Below are 18,600 nucleotides of genomic sequence, written 5' to 3'. Positions count from 1 at the left end.
TATTATTGTTTGAGGCAATTAAGTGAAAGTAAAACCAATATTTTTAATCAAACTTATTGTTAGTACAGGAATACTAGCTTTAGTATTGACTCGGATGGATTTGTATCAAGTCTGGGTACAATTTCAGTACCTATCTCCATCTTTCATTATCTTTGCTTTGCTATTCTACACGGGTTGTCAACTGCTGAGTTGTTGGCGTTGGCAAGTTGTTTTGTGGTCTAGCGGACATTCTGCACCAATGAGTAGTTTACTCAGTAGTTATTTCGCTGGAATGTTTTTGAATATTTTCCTCCCAGGCGCACTAGGCGGAGATGTCTATCGAGTTTATCGAGTCGCGCAATCGACTAAAGATTCAGAAGTAGCACTTGTATCTGTTTTTCTAGAAAGATTTACCGGACTTGCTGCCCTTTCTGGGTTAGCAGTCATTGGCTTAGTGCCTGCTTTTAAATTGATTGGACGCTGGGATATTCTGCTCTTATTTGCAGCTTGTGTTGGTTCGCTAGTCGGAGCAGTTTTACTGATAGCCAGCCCAAAGTTATTAATTTGGGCAGAACCTTGGCTCATCAAGTTTCGGCTGAGTTCAGTAGCGGCTCGGTTTGCAAAAATTCAAATTCTCTTACGCACATTTGCCCAACATCGCCAAGCTTTGTTGTTATCAATGGGACTGTCACTTTTACTACAGTTAGCTATAGTTTATTATCATTACTTAGTTGCCCATCAGTTAAAAATTCCAATTTCTTATTTGGAACTCTTAGTTTTTATTCCAATAATTGTAGTAGTAACTTTACTACCAATATCTTTAGGCGGAATTGGACTAAAAGAAGGATTATGGGCTTATTTATTTAGTCGGATTGGTCTTTCAGTAGAACAAGCTCTATTGTTGTCTCTCACAATTACAGTTTTGGGTTGGATGTTAAGTTTGCCTGGAGCAGTTGTTTTACTGTTGGATTCTACAGGTTTTCAGCAAGTTAGACAAGGGAATAAATAGGGAGTAGGAAGTGAAAGTACGCAGTTTGTTGGCGATGCTATTACTATTCTCAGTACAAATTGGGGAAAAAGCGATCGCCTCTCCATTAATTTTGACAGATACACGCGATCGCATATCTCAATTTGATGTTGCTAAACGTCCGATTCCAACTCCCCCAACTCAGAGAAATAGAAAGCGTACAGACTTTCACTACGAGTCATCCAATCTCATTAGCAATTATCTCTACCGTCGCCTTTCTAAGTCATATAATGCTATATCGCCGAGTGGCGCGCATAGCGCCAACATCGACTGGGAACGTCACCGAACAACCAAGTGGTATATTGAAGCGCAACGCTACGGTGAAGGATTGGTGATTGGTGGGTTAGTCAGCAACAATCCTCAAGCTATCCAAGCGGGATTCAAGATGTTTGACTGGGGATTCAAACAACAAGCTGCGGACGGCAGTTTTAAGGGAACGGGCGATCCTTTCCATAGTACTTCGTTCTTTGTACAAGCAGTTGCCCATAGTCTCTTAGTCATCCAGCAGTCTCCCCAAGTAAATAAGTATGCAGCACAAGTATCGCGTTACAAGCCTTTGGTTAGACATGCTGCCCGTTGGATGATTTCTCAAGATGTCTGGAAACAGGGAATTAAACGCAACCAGCCTTACACCCATCGCCGATATGCAGTTGCAGTAGCCTTGGGGTTAACCAGCAAACTAACTGGGGATGCAGAGTTGATGAAATATGCCCGTCAGTCGCTTCAGGAAGGCTTAGCTTTACAGCGTCCAAATGGGATTAATCCAGAAAAAGGCGGGCATGATAGTAGTTATCAAATGGTAGGTGTAGTGTATGCTCAGCGGTGGGTGACTTACTTTCCAGACGATCCCCTCACGCCAAAAGTAAAAACAGCGATTGAGAAAGCCTTAGCATGGCAGCAAACCAGAGTTTTAGCTTCAGGAGAAATTAGCACTAAGGGGAATACTCGCACCGCAGGGCAGGAAACCGGACGAACTGGCAAGGTGAAAGCCGTCGATCACAACATGGCAATTCGCGGCTTTGCTTATTGGGCAGCTATGACTCAAAATTCTAAATGGGGTGCGATCGCCCAAAAAATTGCTAAATTTTATTATTAATTCTGGCGATCGGTTGATCCCAAATCATATGAGGGCGGGTTAATAGAGTTCTTCATATGTGTATGGAAATTTCTAGTGAACCCGCCCCTACAGTAATATGGTTATTGCCGATTAATCTGAATTAATTCGGTCAAAATACTATCTAAACTGCCATTAACTTGAATGCGATCGATCTTTTCTGCAATTCGTTCTAATACCTCCAATTCTTTCAAACGCAAAGCAACAGGGTTATCTTCCATCACTTTTGCAGTATTTAACATACTGCGAGTAGCTGCGGTTTCTTCTCTGCGTCTAACTACGTTTGCTTGAGCAGCTTTTTCCGCTTCTACTACCTTGCTCAATATTGTCTTAATCTCGCCAGGTAAAATTATATCTTTCACCCCGACAGAATCAACTTCAATTCCATAGTCTGCGGTTTTGCTACGAATGTATTCAGCAACACTGCGATCGATCGCACCTTTATTTTCTAATAGTGCATCCAAAGTTTGTTCGCCAACTGCTGCACGTAAAGCAAACTGTAATTCTTTATACAAGAAACTAGAAATATCTGATAAACCATTTTTTGCTCTCAGCGGATCTTGAATGCGAAAACCAGCAGTTAAGTTCAAGCGTAGAGGAACTTTATCTTTTGATAGAATATCTTGACCGGATACCTCGATATTTTGCAAACGCATGTCAATCACTTCAGTTTGAAAGGAGCGTCCATACAACCACCAAGCATGTATTCCTGGCTCTAGTAAAGCTTGAAATTCTTGATTTACATACAATAAACCAACGTGCTGCGCGGGTACTTCTCGAACGTGCAAACTGTTATGGCTTAGTAATAGAACTTCTTTAGAACCTGCCAACAATTCTGCTACTAAATTAGGCGATAATTTAGCATTGCTACTAATATCGATCATTTCCAATTCCACACCGCGCCAAAATAACTTGCGGCTTGTAGGTGGCAAAATAGCAATAACTTTACCCAAATACCGGACAATTGCTACTTGTCGATCTTGTAATTGTACGACTTCGCAATAGGCTGAAACAAACTCAGGATGTTGTTCAATCAATACATCTTCTAGTGGAAAGTCTGGGTTAGGTACGATCCGGCTGAGAGTTCTTAGTGCAACATCCCGATTTACAGTCCAAAAAGCATATTCCCCTTGTTCTAGAGGTCTAATAAAGTTATTTTGAACGTATAGCAAGCCAATTTCATACTCTGAAATTTGGAATTTTTTCAATCCGTTTATGGCAAGTCCGCGCAATTGCTGAACAAATTCAGCAGGTAATTCTAAACTTCCTTCTAAATTGAAAATATGAGATTCTACCTCAATAAAGCCACGCCAAAAAGCACGTAGTTGATTTGGCATGATACTTATCCAGGTTTGACCGCAGCGTACTAAAGCAGTTTGGTTAAATGCTGTTCTAATAATTAATAGATGCTCTTGTAATTCGGCTTCGTGGGTTCTGAGCAATAATTCTAGATTTTCAATCTTAACTTCTGGCTGGTTCAAGTCATAAGTTTTGACTTGCCAGTGGCGACCCAAATAAGTGTAAGTCCCTGGCTGTAAAATCTTCTTAAAATCGCTGCGGTGATATAAAATTCCGATTTCGTTAGGCTTGATGTAAAAGGTTTTCCACATAGAAATTTGAATCGATAATTTGGGCAACTGTACCCGCCGGAGAAGATTAGATAAGAACATTCGTCTTTTTGGCAGCTTTAGCTACTAACCAGGAGCTTACAACCCTTAGCAAGATAATTTCGGCATACTACATATAATACAAAAATATTTTTTACTCTGCCAGTACAGGGGTTAACAATCTTGGTGCGGGCAAAAGATTCTCCAAAACTGGATGAAGAGTGCTGTAACCTTGCCAGAACACCCGAAGGTAATTCAACCAAAGCCAACAACGCTCAAATACGCCGTTCGATTTGCCTGTGCCAGAGTCTCTGTAGAGAATCGGATTGGGAAAATGAAGGACATACTCAAGTTAGAGAGAATTACATTTGCGCTGGCTCCTTGACTGCGAACAAACACCTGCTTGACAGAGTAAGTGACGAATAAAACGTTTTCAGCCGTTCTTAGCACTGGGAAAACCCACTACTAACTGCTTCTTCCGAAGCTGCCTTGTCCCTAACAAGGTGTCCGTACCCAGGACGAGGGGATTTTGGAGAAAGTACAGGAATCGAACCTGCTACCAATCGGCGATACACCGATTGCTCTAACCAAATGAGCTAACTTTCGGGGGTTTGATACAGGATTTGAACCTGGGTCATCCCGCATACAGCAGGCGCTCTTACCAACTGAGCTAATCAAACGGTGCAATAGCTAAAGTACTTTGCGGTATACGCTTATACTATGAGTCAGCGTACCAGTCGGGTATGCAGAACCCGTACTACAGCTTTGTAACTTTACAACTACTTCGGTATAAATTTAACACAACAACCGCAAATAGCAAGCGAGAAATTACTCAAGTTGTATATTTTATTCACAACTTAGGAGCGATCGCATTTCTGTTTAATCCGTTCTACTGATGCTAAAAATTCTGCGCCTTTGCTGGGGTTAACCATTGCTACGTAGTTAGCAAACCCAGTAATTGTAGCAATTAAATTATTTGAATTCCCCCATTTTTTACCTGATAAACCTTCTCGTTCGATTTGATACAAAGTAGCTCGGAAAGCTTTCAACGTTTTTCGAGATAGATTTAATTGTTGGTTTACCACAATACCCGTGACTATTTGTTGTACAGATTTGCTTAAAACTTGAGTTTTATCAGAATTAACTGTAAAGCTTTCTTGAGTAACGATCGATTTACTTTCTTGAATTAATTTATCTACTTTATGAGCTGCTCCATAACAAGAAAATGTTAGATCGTCGGCATAACGTGTATAGCGAAATCCAAGATTATTGGCAAGTTTAGTTAAATGCGTATCGAGGCGATCGCAAACCAGATTTGAAATAGCAGGGCTGGTTGGCGCACCTTCAGGTAAGTGACGTTTTTCTATATTTTTACAGCTCGTTTTATTACTATTATTTGTTGTCGCGATCGTACAGATTAATCCAAAAATTGTTGCCGCAGTTTCAGAATAACCAAAACCATGAAATAATTCTTTGACACGTTTATATGTAATTAATTGAAAAAAGTTTTGTAGATCGAGTTTTACTATTACATCTCTACCTACATGCGGTGTGGCATTGGTAACAATAGAGCGATCGCGACAAAAGCCATGAGCTGCATCGTGAATTTCTATCTTATCTAAAATATGCTTTAAAATCCATCTTTGAGCAGCTTTTAGTTCGGGCGTTGGTACAGAAATTATTCTTGCTTCACCTGTTTTTTTGGAAATCTGAAAGCGGGAATAAAGTGAAGTAGAAGATACAGAGCGATCGCCAGCTAAAAAATGCAGCTTTTCGACGCTGATTCCCATTGCTAATGCTATTTCTTCATCAGTGTTGCATTCAGGTAATCCTCTCTTGCGTAACTGTTCGATACTACCTTCAGTTAAGCGTGGAATAGTAGCTTGATGTTTAACAACCATACTTTTCTCTGGTAGCTACTGGCACTCCTGTAGTAAGTTACTGATTTAATTAATGTAGAAGGCGCTGCTCATTCTACTAATGCGATCGCCAAATTACGACAACTGGCTGTCAATATCTCTAAATTGGTGCAAGACTCTAACAATTTCGATGCCATCCGCAATTTTAGTATAAAAAACGATGTAGGGCTGAACGGGAAAGCTCCGAAGTCCAGGGAGTAAATTGTTACGCTGTTTACCCATATCAGGAAATTGAGATAACATAGGGAATCGGTCTAATATTTGGGCAATCTGTTTGTCCGCTAAAAGTTCATTCTGTCGTGCTAGATAAACCCAGATATCTTCCAAGTCTTGTTCTGCCTGTTGTGAAAGACGGAAGCGATTCACTGAGCTGGCTCCTGCTCAAGTCTTTGTTTAGCGCGTCTCTTAAGATTTTCAAATAAGTTGGGTAGTGAGGAATCGTTATACTCGGTGTAGTCGCCGTTCTTGAGTTGTTCCACACCCAAAGTAATATCTCGTTGTAAAGCTTCTTTTTTATGTTGATGCTCTTCCTCAGACAACGGTGAATGTTGAATTTTTTGCGCCAGAAGTTGGCGCTCCTCGTCGGTGAGGGAAAGGATAATTTGAGCCAGAGAGTCAATGAGTTTGGTGTTGATCGATGCAGTAGGTTGACTCATAGAGAAGTATTGCAACAGATATTCTCATTGTAACGAAAAGGGTGTGTTAGCAAATATAGCAGGGAGTAGCTAAAAAAGCTTGAGTTTCATAAATTAGGTAGGACTGCCATATCTGTATTCCCTATATGTATACTGGATCGGGTTGATGCATGTAATTATTTCTGTGTAACCATGCCCGATCGCTATTCTGCTCGTGCAGATATTATTTTGCTCGATATTGAAGGAACCACAACCCCGATTGATTACGTTTTCGGCGTGTTGTTTCCTTTTGCTCAAAAGCAGGTAGAAGCATTTTTGCAAACTCATTTTCAGGAAAGTGCAGTACAAGCAGATTTAGAGCGATTGCGGCAAGAGTATGCAGCCGATTTTGCTCAGGGGTTGAATGTACCTGAATGGGTGGATAATTCAGCAACCGCCGCCGTACCTTACATTCATTATTTAATAGCAACCGATCGCAAATCTACCGGACTCAAATCGTTACAGGGGAAAATTTGGGAAAGCGGTTATCGAGATGGAACGCTGCGATCGCAACTTTTTCCCGATGTTAAACCTGCATTTGAACGTTGGACTCGTGAGGGTAAGCGATTGTATATCTTTTCGTCAGGTAGCGTTCAAGCACAAAAATTGTTATTTCAATATTCTGAAGCAGGCGACTTAACTCAGTTTTTAAGCGGTTATTTTGATACTGAAACTGGCTCGAAAAAAGAGGCAGAGAGTTATCGCAAGATTGCTCAAGCGATCGGAGTGTTACCAACACAAATTCTGTTTATTTCAGATGTGACGGCAGAACTAAAAGCAGCTAAGGCAGCGGGAATGCGAACGCTTTTTTCTCTGCGATCGGGTAATCGCACATCAGATTCAGAGGGGTTTCCCGTTATTCACAATTTTGATAGTGTTTGAGCATTAGTTAGAGTGATGCGATCGCTTAATTAAAGCTCGTTCTCCACTCAACAAAGCAATACCCAACGTGACAATACCAATACCTAAAATCTGGATTACATTCAAAGTTTCATGAATTACGATCCAAGCAACTAATGCCGTCAATGCTGGACTGCTAGAACCAATTATCGAGGCAGCGGTTGCACCAATTGCGCGAATACCAATATTATTCAAAATGTGTCCGAGAAAACTCACCAATCCTGAAAAGATTCCGCCAATCCATAAAGGAGTCCAGGCAAGATTGGTATAGGGAAGTTGCCAAAATAGCAAGCTCATGCCAGAAAATAGCAGCGTGGTGGCAAAACTGATCCAGGTGAAGGGAATGGGATGCAGTTTTTCAAAGCATTTTTGGGCAATGACTGTATAAAGAGCATAAACAACTCCAGAGCCGACGCTGGCAAGAATACCGATCGCAATTGCATAACTATTCTGAGTAGGCGTAGATTGAGGAATTGTGAAGGCACTACCTATTAAAATGATGCCCATAACGACCCAGCGAAACAGTGTTGGGCGATCGCCAAAAAATTGCCAAGCTAATAGTGCTGTGAATATGGGATAGGTGAAAAATAGCGTCATGGCGATGCCAGTTGGAATCAACCCAATGGCAACGTAGAGTGAGGCAACATAGACAAACATCAATACTCCACAGCCAAATGCCTGCACCAGAACATCGCGGCGATCGCGGTGGAATAAGTTTTGGCATTCTTTCCATGCAGACGGGTACAACTTGGGTGCGAGAAATGCCATGAGTGGAACCACTAACAGCATTCGCATGAACATCAGCAAGAACGAATGAGGCAAATCGGGTTTAACGTATCCACCCAAAAGAAATAAACCGAGAACGAGATGCTCTGCAAATAGAACTCGAACGGTGATGTTGTGGAAAGATAAGACAAAGGAAGATAGGAGAACTATCAGAATGCCCAGCACAGTCAAAAAGTCGAGCGACTTCCCGATCTTAACTGCTGAATCTACAAAGCAAGTCAAAAGTTAAAAGTCAAAAGTCAAAATGTCTAAGGCAAATAGCATTAATTGCACTGATAATGCAAATTGAATATGTGACAGCTTAGTAGGATTGGCGATCGCTTGTCTGGGAATTTTCTACCGATTGCTGTGGCGTAGGTGTAATTTCTCCAACTTGGTGTACCGTAACATTCCAATCAACGATTTTAGAAATTCGCTTGCCCAACTTCAAGCCCATTTGTTGACCTGGAGAACCAAGCACGATTTTACCAACAGCCCCTCCTACCGTTACTGTTGCGGTTTCACCGACAAACTTTTGAGTTGTCTGAACAAACCATTGCTGAGTCGTTGCTGTCGATCGCTGTAGATTAGTTGTAGTTGTCGTGTCTTCTCCTAGCTGAGCGCCAATTGCTCCACCTACAATTGAACCAAAAACTGCCCCTGTTGGACCTAAAACTACCTTACCCGCAACTGCGCCAAAAATTTGCCCAGTAGTTTCGCCCATTTTTTCGCTTGCTCTCTTTTGCAGGGTTTGAGCAATTTTTTCTGCTGTTAGTCCAGTTCCTTGAATATTAGCTAATGATACAAACTGGTCAACATGATGAACGGTTTCAGCGCCAATTTGAGCGCCAATAATGCTACCAACAAAAACGCCAATCTGACCGCCTAAAATAGCGCCTGCGGGTCCCATGACGATCGCTCCCGCTGTAGCACCGATAGCGCCGCCAAACATATCTCCTACCGCTCCACCAACCAAAGTTGCACCAAATGTTCTCAACTGTGACTGAGCCGCGTCAGGCTGTCGGTCGGAATTCATGCTATCTGATATATTTGTACCTAAATCTATTTGTAAATTGCTTACCTGTGCGATCGCTGCTAGCAATTCCAAGGGCGGGATAGGAGTGCTTGCAAACTGAGTTACTTCATAAGTAATGGTCAGACAACCCACTGTAGGATTGACTCTAATGCTTTCAACAAATGCTAAAGATCGAATTTGCTGCTCTAATTGAGCATAAGCTGCATCTTCGATTGGCTGGAGCAAGCGCAATCGCAACCGTCCCGCCACTGCGTGAGCGATCGCACTCCTAACTTTAACTACAGTACTTTCCTCAGCAGCATCTAACTCAACACTAAGGGACATACATTATGTCTTCCCTAAGATAGATTTTATCTATTGTATATTTAGTCGCGAAGAAGTGAGTAGTGGTAGTTGATAGTTGGTTGTCGATCGCTGTTCCCTGCTCGATCGCTGTTCCCTGCTCCCTAATAACTGATACACTGAGAGTATGAATTAAATCACGTTCTCATCCTCGCCCAGTTTTGAGGTGAGTGGCAATGAAAGCTAAGATTCTTGCACTGACTGCATTACTGACAATTTGCACCGCAGCACCCGCGAAAGCCGAAACTGGCGTAGATTTTGGTGTCACGATTGGCGATCGCGCGGGAATTATTGTCGTTCCCTCCCGATGGCGCGACCGTGACTATCATCGACACTACAGACGCGATTGGCATCGCCGCCCGCGCTATCGACTTTATCGTCCTGATTGGTATGGGTACGATCGCTTCTACGATCCTTATAGATATGGTAAAAGATATCACCGCCGCTACAGGCACGGACGATACTACTATCCACGCCGCAATTCCGTGCAAATTAGAATTGGTTTTTAATCAATAATACTCAAAGGGTGCGTTATCAACGCACCCTGTATCTTCCCTAACGACTTCCCGTTGGCTGAGGAGTCGTCGGCTGATCCGCTTGTAGCGGTTCTGGGGTAGAAGTTTGTACCGATTCCTCAGAGAACTTCGTCCACTCGGTATGGAAGAAGCCTTCTTTGTCAGTACGTTCGTAAGTGTGAGCGCCGAAGTAGTCGCGTTGAGCTTGCGTCAGGTTTTGGGGCAAGCGATCGCGTCTGTAGCTGTCAAAATAATCTAACGACGCACTAAATGCAGGTACGGGAATGCCGAGTTTCGCCGCCGCTGCTAAAACTTCCCGCCATGCCTCTTGGCGATCGAGAATTGTTTGTCTAAACTCTGGAGCCAACAGCAAGTTGGGTAAGTTCGGATTTTCAATGAAAGCACTCTGAATCTTACCTAAAAATCTAGCGCGAATAATACAGCCGCCTTTCCAAATCCGCGCCATTTCGCTCAAATTCAGGTCATAAGAATACTCTTTGGATGCTGTCGCTAACAGCGCCATTCCTTGAGCATAAGAGCAGATTTTAGAACAATATAATGCATCCCGCACCATATTGATGAATGCCTTCGGATCGCCTTGATACGTGCCTGTAGGACCGGGTAACATTTGGGATGCAGCTACTCGCTCTTGCTTGTAAGAGGACATAATCCGCGCGTTCACCGCTGCCGTAATCGTGGGAATACATACGCCAAACTCCAAAGCACTTTGCACCGTCCAGCGCCCCGTACCTTTTTGTCCGGCAGAATCGAGAATCATATCGACCAAGTGATTTTTGGTGTCGGGGTCGATATAGCGGAAAATATCTGCAGTGATTTCAATCAAATAGGAATCGAGTTCTTCGGTAGTATTCCACTCGGCAAAAATTTCGTGCAGTTGCCGATTATCCAAACCTAAACCATCTTTGAGGAGGCTGTAGGCTTCGGCAATCAATTGCATATCGCCGTACTCAATGCCATTGTGAACCATTTTGACGTAGTGACCTGCGCCCCCAGGACCGATATAAGTCACGCAGGGACCGTCTTCTACTTGAGCGGCAATTTTATTAAAAATCGGTGACAAATATTCGTAGGAACTTTTCGTTCCCCCTGGCATTAAGCTAGGACCATTCAATGCCCCTTCTTCACCTCCACTTACGCCCATACCGATAAAGCGGAAGCCTTCTGGTTCTAATTCGCGAGTGCGTCGCGCCGTATCGTCATACAGCGAGTTGCCCCCATCAATGATAATGTCGCCTTCATCCAACAAGGGTTTGAGCTGCTGAATTACTGCATCCACTGGCGCACCAGCTTTAACCATGATCAAAATCTTGCGGGGGCGTTCTAGCGCATTGACAAATTCTTCTAAAGAGTAGGTAGCAACGGCATTTTTGCCCTGCGCCCGCTCTGTCATGAATGCATTGGTTTTTTCGGGAGTGCGATTGTAAACTGCGATGGGAAAACCATTACGCTCGACATTTAGGGCAAGGTTTTCACCCATAACCGCTAGTCCAATCACACCAAAGCTTTGCTGTGCCATAAGATTCTACGCTAAGCTCTGCACTTTCCAAGGAGAGTTCCCCTTCAGTCTAGCTCGTCATGTTTTTTTGGACTCTTACAAATTCCTTAAACGTCAGTTATCAGTGAGGAGTGGTAATTGGTAATTGGTGGTTGGTAGTTGGCAAGAGAGCGCTGATAGCTGGTCACTGATAACTGGTCACTGGTCACTGTCAAGGGTTGGTTGGCGTGGAATGCGGTTTTGACGCAAGCGATCCATGAGTCGATTGTAGCGTTGTGGATCGGCGGGGGTTTGACGCTGCAAGCGCGATCGCCAAAGACTGCCCCGCAGTTGGCTTTGTCGATCGCGTCTGCTTCTTCTGCGGGTAGGTTGGTAATTTTCTGAGTTTTCTCCTTGGCGTAGAGAACCACCTTCGCTATTTTGGTCGGTGATTTTGCCAATCGATATTCTTCTGGGTTTAACTGGTTGTCGTTTAATCGTAGGTTTGCGGTTGTCTAAGTTAGGTAAAGCGGCAAATTTCTCTACTTCCATGCCTTCCACGGCTTGCACCATAAACCGATTCCAGGCATAGGCTGCTGTACTGCTACTACCTGCCGTGGGTTGATTGTTATCGTTTCCTAACCAAACTCCGGTTACGAGTTGGGGGATGTAGCCGACGAACCATAAATCGCGAGCTTTATCCGATGTCCCAGTTTTACCTGCAACAGAACGATCTACCAAAGCTGCCGCACCACCAGTTCCAGCAGTGATGACATTTCTTAACATCCAAGTTGCGATCGCCGCGCTGTCTGGGTCTAAAACGCGCCGAGATGTAAACTTGGCATCGTAGATAATATTACCACTGCGATCGCGGATTCGCCGGATGCCATGAGCTTCTGTATGCATTCCCCCAGTTGCCAAAGAACCATAGGCGCTGCTCAATTCCAACAAATTGACTTCTGCCGAACCTAAAGCTAAAGAATAAGCAGGGATTAAAGGCGATTTAATTCCCATCGATTGGGCGAGTTTAATTGTAGGGTCGAAGCCTACATCCATTAACACCTTGACTGCGACTACGTTAATTGAAGCAGCCAGAGCATCCCGCATCGACATTTCGCCCCGAAATCTCTCGCTGAAGTTTTTCGGTTCGTAACCATCGACTTTGAAGGGAGAGTCAAGGTATTGTTTGTAAGGAGAAAGACCGCTAGCGATCGCAGCTGTATAGACAAATCCTTTAAATGTCGATCCTGGTTGTCTTTGGGCTTGAGTAGCGCGATTGAACTGATGTTTGCCGAAATCCGTCCCCCCCACCATTGCCCTGACTTCGCCGTTACGGGGATCGATCGCCACTAGTGCTGCTTGCCCGAATCTTTGCCATTTCCCATTCTCGGTTACAGTTTTTAACACAACTGCTTCCGCTGCTTGCTGCCATTTAGGATTGAGGCTAGTTTCTACAGTCAGTCCGCCTGCTTTAAGGACATCCGCAGGAACGTATTTGGGTAGTTCTCGTTGAATGTAGGTAGTAAAGTAAGAAGCTTTAGCTTGAAGCCGTTTAGGAGAACTTGTTTTTACCGTTAAAGGTGCATTTTTCGCTGCCATCGCCTCAGATGCATGAATGACTCCATCCTCCTGCATCCGCTGCAATACCATGTTGCGCCGCCCAATTGCTGCCGATTTATTCACTGTAGGAGAATAAAAATTTGGTGCTGGCGCTAATCCGGCAATTGTTGCCATCTCAGATAGTGTCAGCTGGTTAACTGACTTGCTGAAATAAACCCAAGCCGCATCTGCTACGCCATAAGCCCCTTGTCCCAAATAAACTGAGTTGAGATAACGCTCTAAAATTTGGTCTTTACTTAAATTCTCCTCAATCTTCATGGCAACGCGGATCTCTTTCAGTTTGCGCCACAAACTCCGTTCTTGATTTAAAAAGAGAATTCGTGCTAATTGTTGGGTAATGGTACTACCACCCTCCACCAAATTAGCCGAACGCAAATTCGCCCAGACTGCCCTGAAAATTCCCTGGCGATCGAAACCGCGATGTTGATAAAAGCGCCTGTCTTCCGAAGCAATAAAAGCTTGAACTAGAGGTTTGGGAATTTGCTCTATTTTCAACGGTTCTCTAGTTGCAGGTCCTTGCTGCTGTAAAATTGTGCCATCTCCAGCCGCGATCGTTAGGGTTTGACTCCGCACAGTAGCCAATAGTTCATTGGCTGGTGGTAGACTACCCTCTATAGATAACCAAACACTACTCAATGCCGCTAGCCCGCCGCCAAAACCCACAAGCAACCAAAACCAGAACCGAAAATAGAGGGGTTTGTAGCGAGATTTAATAGACGATTTCTGGGAACTGCCTGAAGATCGCTCATGATGGCGATCGGAAAATTTTCCAGATGGACTTTGCCCTGTTGAATCTGGTTCCATCAGCTTTGGTTGCTCACTCCTCAAAATAGCGGATAAATCCGATCGCACCAACGCGATCGCGCGTAACTACTACGAATCCCATTTCAAAGCTATAACCGTCTTGCATATTTTAATCCCTGTTTAAGATTTGAGTCTTAAGTGACACACTATTAAACAGTTATCAGTTGTCAGTTATCAGCTATCAGTGACCAACTACCAACTACCAATTACCAATTACCAATTACCAATTACTAATTGCGCGATCGCCCTGGGAAGTAATCTTGGTGATTCTTTGGCTATTGTGGAGGCTGCTTTAGCAACTTTAGCCGAGATGCCTGAGATTGCGATCGCAGCAAAGTCTAGCTGGTATCGCACGAAAGCAGTGGGACCACCTCAGCCAGACTATATTAATGGTTGTGCAGTACTTCAGGTTCAACTGTCTCCCCAGGAATTGTTAGATATTCTACTGGCAACTGAAGCAAAATTTGGGCGCGTGCGCCAAGAACGTTGGGGCGCGAGGACGCTTGACATTGACCTGCTGTTGTACGACGATCTTATTCTCGATACTCCTAACCTTACCCTACCTCATCCCCGCATGAGAGAACGCGCTTTTGTTCTCGTCCCATTAGCAGAAATTGCCCCCAATTGGATCGATCCTGTATCTGGTAAAGCGATCGCCACGCTACTTCAAGCTGTAGACTGTACTGGAGTCAGTTATCAGTGAACAGTTATCAGTGAAAAATGGTAATTGGTAGTTGGTAGTTGGTTGACAGTTGACGGTTGTTAAGTGGTGCGTATTTTAAATGCAACTTGTGACTTGCGACTTGTGCTTGTCCCAATGCGTGAATTTTGAATTTTGTTCCCTACTCCCTCACATGATGCAAGAACCGCCACAATTGCTCAAACATCGCCTGTTTTACCAAGGGCGTAAATTTAGTTTTGAAGTCAATCGCTATCGTTTACCTAACCAAGTTGAAGGCGATTGGGAATGCGTCCGTCACCCGGGAGGCGCTTTAGCTGTTCCTATTACTCCAGAAGGTAAATTAATTTTATTGTGGCAATATCGCTTTGCCACACAAGGCAGAATTTTAGAATTCCCTGCCGGGACTGTAGAGCCAAACGAAGAACCGTTTGACACGATTCAAAGAGAAATTGAGGAAGAGACAGGCTATCGCGCTCAAAAATGGCAAAAACTAGGACAATTCTTTCTTGCCCCTGGTTATTCTGATGAAATTATTTATAGTTTTTTAGCGCAAGATTTAGTTCCTTTGGATGCGCCTCCTAGTCAGGATGCGGACGAAGATATAGAAACAGTCTTCATGACGCCCCAGGAATTTGAACAAGCCATTCTCGTCGGACAACCAATAGATGCTAAATCTATTGCTAGTTTTGTCCTAGCTAAACCGTTTTTATTTCCTTCCCAATAAATAACTTTGTGTTGGGGAGTCGGGAGTGGGGTTTAGTGAGTGGCTTGTGGCTAGTGACTAGTGGAATCAGATTCAATTCTTGTCACTAGTCACTGATGACTGATAACTGTTAACTGTCAAACTTGTGCCGATCGCGGTTTTGCAGCAACCCAGTGAGAGTAAGAAGTAACTTGAGTAATTAATACCCCTTCCGGTAATTCACCAATTTTTTTATATTCAATTGTAGTTGTAAAGTCGCGGATGAACTGAGCGACTTGACAGACGTAGCCAACGATCCATTCTTGTAACCAATTGAGTTGTTCGACATTGGCTACATCCTTTCCTTGTCCAGCAAAGGTGATTTTGCCAAACCGATCGAATTCAAATAAATTTAGCCATTCAAAATCAGGACGAGTTGATTTCCATGTGTTGATAGTCAACGTGCGCCCTATGTAATTGATACTATATTCATTCAATTGAACCAGGGCTTGAACTATATCTTCAATCTTGACAGCTACTCGCTTAAAACCTAATATCCATAAGATCTGGCGTTTAATCTCGCCTAATCCTTGATAGTTATGGGGACTTTCTACAGAAATTCTTTGATGATTGGCTACTAACACTTCCAGTTTTTCAACTTTAGTAGAAATTTCAGTAGTATCGGCATAAAGAGTTTGTAAAAGTTGTTCGATCGTTTCTTCCAGATAAATTCCTCTTAAAAGCTTTTCTAAAGTTTCTTGTGTGTTGAAACAAAAGCCGGCTTTTTGACTCAAGATTGTTTTCAATTCCTCTTCGTTTTGTAGCAAGAGTTTACGAATATAATAACAAGTCGAGAATCCAGGTTTAACTAAGTAGCTCATGATATTAATTGATAGTAAAGGTAACGTGATGTCATCAAAAAATAAGTAGATTCTTAAACAAAAAATGTGGCGATCGCAATTGATTAGCTTATTAGTTTACTAGGCTTGCGTACTATTTAGGTAAGAGAATGAAGGAATATTAGAAGGTATATTTAGAGGAGGAATATTACCGTACGTTACTTTTTCTACCTCTATGGCTAATTGCACTGACTTCATCATCTCAGCTGCTGATGGAAACCGCTTGTTAGGGAATTTTTGCATGGCAGTGGAGATTGTAGAACGTAGTAAGAGCGGAACAGCGCTAGGAATTTCCACAGCTTGATTCATGTGAGCTGTCATCAATTCTCCTGGCATTCCTGAAAAAGGACGAAAATCCAAAACCAACTCGTACAGCATGACTCCAACTGCATAAAGATCTGACGCTGGAGAAGATTTACCATAAAATCTTTCTGGAGCCATATATGCAGGAGAACCAGTACAGATAATTTTATCTGTAGAAATTTCTTGACAAACTCTTGCTAAACCAAAATCAGAAATCCGAGCTAAGTAGCTAGTAGAACCTATACTAATTAAAATATTTTCTGGCTTAATATCGCAGTGAACGACACCACGAGTGTGTGCGTGTCCCAGTCCAGCAAGAATATCTGTAATAAATTTCAAACCGTGAATGAGATTAAAGTCATCGCTTTGCATGAAATTACGCAAAGTTCCGGCTTCGCAATAGTCCATAACCAGAAATCTTGCATTTTTTATATGCTCTATACCTTGAAAAGAAATGATATTTGGATGCTGCAAGCTAGATAAGAAATGTAATTCTCGTAAAAACTTTTTCGTGGGAAACTTTTGTTGGTCGAGTTCTTTAAGTGCTACAGTTTTACCATTTTTTTTATCAATAGCACAGTAGACTCGTCCGAATTGCCCTTGTCCAACTAGCTTTAAAATATGATATTTGGAGGAAATTGGTAAAGTTTCACTCATAGTTTTTAGGATAAAAAGTATCTTAATTTTTGTGTCGGTTACAACGATTAGAGCGATATAATGCTTTGTATCAAATCTGTTATGACTGCTCTGCTATCTGCTAGTTTTAATTTTAGATATTAGTCTTTTAGCGGAGTTTCTATAAATGCTTGAAATACCAAAACAGGCTCGATCCACTGACTGACAGCTCAAAAATTGAAAATAACTGAGAATTGGGGTCATGTAACCCCAATTCATTTTGGTCAACTTTGCCTTAGTCAGGAGTTACGCACAAGAAAATCTGAGATCTCGATCCCCCCTGGTTCCCCTCTTAAAAAGGGGGCTTAAAGTCCCCCCTTTTTAAGGGGGTTTGGGGGATCGACTGCGTAAGTCCTGCTTAGTTTTGGACTAAACAAAAATGACGTTACATAGATCGGGCAGATTTCGTTACGGCGCGATCGCCTCCCAATTGACCTAAATTAAGAGAACAAAGACTCTAAGGCAATATCTTCAAACGATCCTGCCATTGAGCTTTCGTAAGCCACCTCTGTGAGCGCTTCTGCTTCACTAGGCGAATCTAAATCGTGAAACTTTTTACCGAGGTCGCGAGCAATTTGATATTTATCAATCTCACCGCTCTCAAAGAATAGTCTGGCGGCTTCGCGTAAATCCCTTACTGCTGCTTTTTTATCACCGAGATCGGCATGGGCAAGACCGCGACTTTGAAAAGCTTCTGCATATTGAGGATTAACTCGAATTGCTTCTGTAAAATCGCCAACTGCTGCTTCGCGATCGCCTAAGCGTTGATAACTTAAACCGCGATTGAAGAAAGCATTAGCAGAAATCGGATTGATCCGCAAACTTTGAGTGCAAGTCTCGATATCGCGCAAAGCATCTACAGTTCTAGCAATCTTAGCTTGTTCGTTCATTAAACGGCTGTTTTGCTCCTGTACTAGCATATTAGTTTGTTGCTGGAGCTGCTCTAGCTGCTGGTTGAGCGTTTCTAGTTGCGTTTGTAACTGATTTTGAATGTTTGCGTCTTGCTGTTGGAGTTGAGCAAGAGTGCGATCGCTATTTTCTCGCGCTTGTTGCAAGTTATTATTTGTTAGCTGAAGGTGTTCGTCCAACAACTTAATTCCAGCTTGAGCTTCACCATGCTTTTTCTCTGTTTGTTGCTCAAATGTACCTAATTCTTCACTCAGTCTTTCCAGATTAGATTGAGTTTTTACCTGCTCTTGTAAAACTTGAGCGATCGTGGCTAAATTGTGTTGTTTTAAATAATCTAACAGTATCCGTCGATTGGTTAAATTGAGTGCGACAGTAACAGAGAGCGGAATTGCAGCAACTGCTGCCTGATTTAGCATAAAAGAAGCGATCGCGCCACCAATTGAACCAACGACCGACGCGATTTCTACCTTTTCTAACCAAGGATATTTATTTGCTGGTGCTGTGAAATTATCTTGCATAGTAACTTATTGTGAATTTTCAATTAAGGAAATGGTAAGGGGTAATGGGTAATGGGTAAGAGGCTATTCATAAAGTAAATCTTAAACGAGGCAAAAAGGAGAAAAATCAACTGTAGGATGCTCTATTAAGGATTC

The 18,600-nt window shown here is 42.8% G+C and carries 18 protein-coding genes and 2 tRNA genes; 7 read left to right on the top strand and 13 right to left on the bottom strand.

Translation table 11 applies throughout. The features are described 5' to 3' along the window. Nucleotides 1-22 precede the first annotated feature (22 nt). A complete protein-coding gene (locus DSM107010_RS29630) occupies nt 23-988 on the top strand; it encodes a lysylphosphatidylglycerol synthase transmembrane domain-containing protein (RefSeq protein WP_106167832.1) in 966 nt (321 codons plus the stop codon). A gap of 10 nt (nt 989-998) precedes the next feature. After that, on the top strand, nt 999-2,102 hold the full coding sequence (locus DSM107010_RS29625; protein WP_106167831.1) for a hypothetical protein: 1,104 nt from the start codon (nt 999-1,001) through the stop codon (nt 2,100-2,102). A 101-nt stretch (nt 2,103-2,203) separates the two neighbouring features. Here DSM107010_RS29625 and DSM107010_RS29620 read toward each other — a convergent pair whose 3' ends face one another. Next, complete coding sequence (locus tag DSM107010_RS29620) at nt 2,204-3,730, bottom strand: slipin family protein (RefSeq protein ID WP_127024599.1); 1,527 nt, start codon at nt 3,728-3,730, stop codon at nt 2,204-2,206. Nucleotides 3,731-3,941: 211 nt separating this feature from the next. Between DSM107010_RS29620 and DSM107010_RS38865 the strand changes: the two genes are divergently transcribed. After that, nucleotides 3,942-4,112 carry a hypothetical protein gene (locus tag DSM107010_RS38865; protein ID WP_158631896.1) on the top strand — a complete coding sequence of 57 codons (171 nt, stop codon included), beginning with the start codon at nt 3,942-3,944 and terminating at the stop codon, nt 4,110-4,112. Between the two features lie 147 nt (nt 4,113-4,259). Here the strand turns inward: DSM107010_RS38865 and DSM107010_RS29615 are convergent. From DSM107010_RS29615 to DSM107010_RS29595, 5 genes are all read right to left on the bottom strand, one after another. Then, nucleotides 4,260-4,333 (bottom strand) — tRNA-Ile (locus DSM107010_RS29615). A gap of 2 nt (nt 4,334-4,335) precedes the next feature. Further along, nucleotides 4,336-4,407: transfer RNA gene (locus tag DSM107010_RS29610), tRNA-Tyr, on the bottom strand. Nucleotides 4,408-4,584: 177 nt separating this feature from the next. Beyond that, entirely contained in the window at nt 4,585-5,628 is a 1,044-nt protein-coding gene (locus tag DSM107010_RS29605) for a reverse transcriptase family protein (RefSeq protein WP_106167395.1), read from the bottom strand. Between the two features lie 93 nt (nt 5,629-5,721). Continuing rightward, nucleotides 5,722-6,012: a type II toxin-antitoxin system RelE/ParE family toxin gene (locus DSM107010_RS29600; RefSeq protein ID WP_015152459.1), complete on the bottom strand. Its 291-nt coding sequence runs from the start codon at nt 6,010-6,012 to the stop codon at nt 5,722-5,724. Continuing rightward, nucleotides 6,009-6,302: a hypothetical protein gene (locus tag DSM107010_RS29595; protein WP_106167396.1), complete on the bottom strand. Its 294-nt coding sequence runs from the start codon at nt 6,300-6,302 to the stop codon at nt 6,009-6,011. The genes DSM107010_RS29600 and DSM107010_RS29595 overlap by 4 nt, the downstream gene beginning before the upstream one ends. A 171-nt stretch (nt 6,303-6,473) precedes the next feature. Between DSM107010_RS29595 and mtnC the strand changes: the two genes are divergently transcribed. Further along, nucleotides 6,474-7,202 carry an acireductone synthase gene (mtnC, locus tag DSM107010_RS29590; protein WP_106167397.1) on the top strand — a complete coding sequence of 243 codons (729 nt, stop codon included), beginning with the start codon at nt 6,474-6,476 and terminating at the stop codon, nt 7,200-7,202. A gap of 3 nt (nt 7,203-7,205) precedes the next feature. On the opposite strand, the gene DSM107010_RS29585 is transcribed toward mtnC, so the two are convergent. Together DSM107010_RS29585 and DSM107010_RS29580 are read right to left on the bottom strand one after the other, a co-directional pair. Continuing rightward, nucleotides 7,206-8,171 carry a DMT family transporter gene (locus DSM107010_RS29585; protein WP_106167403.1) on the bottom strand — a complete coding sequence of 322 codons (966 nt, stop codon included), beginning with the start codon at nt 8,169-8,171 and terminating at the stop codon, nt 7,206-7,208. A gap of 136 nt (nt 8,172-8,307) precedes the next feature. After that, nucleotides 8,308-9,345, bottom strand: coding sequence for a hypothetical protein (locus tag DSM107010_RS29580; RefSeq protein ID WP_106167398.1), 1,038 nt, complete (start codon nt 9,343-9,345; stop codon nt 8,308-8,310). Between the two features lie 194 nt (nt 9,346-9,539). Between DSM107010_RS29580 and DSM107010_RS29575 the strand changes: the two genes are divergently transcribed. Next, nucleotides 9,540-9,872, top strand: coding sequence for a hypothetical protein (locus DSM107010_RS29575; protein WP_015152454.1), 333 nt, complete (start codon nt 9,540-9,542; stop codon nt 9,870-9,872). Between the two features lie 46 nt (nt 9,873-9,918). Here the strand turns inward: DSM107010_RS29575 and gndA are convergent, their stop codons facing one another. Next, on the bottom strand, nt 9,919-11,415 hold the full coding sequence (gndA, locus tag DSM107010_RS29570; protein WP_106167399.1) for an NADP-dependent phosphogluconate dehydrogenase: 1,497 nt from the start codon (nt 11,413-11,415) through the stop codon (nt 9,919-9,921). A 177-nt stretch (nt 11,416-11,592) separates the two neighbouring features. Further along, nucleotides 11,593-13,797: a transglycosylase domain-containing protein gene (locus tag DSM107010_RS29565; RefSeq protein ID WP_106167400.1), complete on the bottom strand. Its 2,205-nt coding sequence runs from the start codon at nt 13,795-13,797 to the stop codon at nt 11,593-11,595. A gap of 184 nt (nt 13,798-13,981) precedes the next feature. Between DSM107010_RS29565 and folK the strand changes: the two genes are divergently transcribed. Further along, the gene (gene folK, locus DSM107010_RS29560) at nt 13,982-14,500 is read left to right on the top strand and encodes a 2-amino-4-hydroxy-6-hydroxymethyldihydropteridine diphosphokinase (protein ID WP_015152450.1); all 519 of its coding nucleotides are present in this window, start codon (nt 13,982-13,984) and stop codon (nt 14,498-14,500) included. A gap of 151 nt (nt 14,501-14,651) precedes the next feature. After that, on the top strand, nt 14,652-15,203 hold the full coding sequence (locus tag DSM107010_RS29555) for an NUDIX hydrolase (RefSeq protein ID WP_015152449.1): 552 nt from the start codon (nt 14,652-14,654) through the stop codon (nt 15,201-15,203). Between the two features lie 116 nt (nt 15,204-15,319). Here DSM107010_RS29555 and DSM107010_RS29550 read toward each other — a convergent pair whose 3' ends face one another. The 3 genes from DSM107010_RS29550 to DSM107010_RS29540 all read right to left on the bottom strand — a co-directional run bounded on the left by DSM107010_RS29550 (nt 15,320) and on the right by DSM107010_RS29540 (nt 18,465). Next, nucleotides 15,320-15,955, bottom strand: a complete 636-nt coding sequence (locus DSM107010_RS29550) for a hypothetical protein (RefSeq protein ID WP_127024597.1) — start codon at nt 15,953-15,955, stop codon at nt 15,320-15,322. 186 nt (nt 15,956-16,141) lie between these two features. Continuing rightward, on the bottom strand, nt 16,142-17,020 hold the full coding sequence (locus tag DSM107010_RS29545) for a serine/threonine-protein kinase (RefSeq protein WP_106167401.1): 879 nt from the start codon (nt 17,018-17,020) through the stop codon (nt 16,142-16,144). A gap of 458 nt (nt 17,021-17,478) precedes the next feature. Beyond that, nucleotides 17,479-18,465 carry a tetratricopeptide repeat protein gene (locus tag DSM107010_RS29540; protein WP_106167402.1) on the bottom strand — a complete coding sequence of 329 codons (987 nt, stop codon included), beginning with the start codon at nt 18,463-18,465 and terminating at the stop codon, nt 17,479-17,481. Between the last annotated feature and the right edge of the window lie 135 nt (nt 18,466-18,600).

Source organism: Chroococcidiopsis cubana SAG 39.79 (genome assembly GCF_003991895.1).
GTDB lineage: Bacteria > Cyanobacteriota > Cyanobacteriia > Cyanobacteriales > Chroococcidiopsidaceae > Chroococcidiopsis > Chroococcidiopsis thermalis.
The sequence above is the reverse complement of the archived record's forward strand: the minus strand, read 5'-3'. Positions and strand labels throughout refer to the sequence as shown.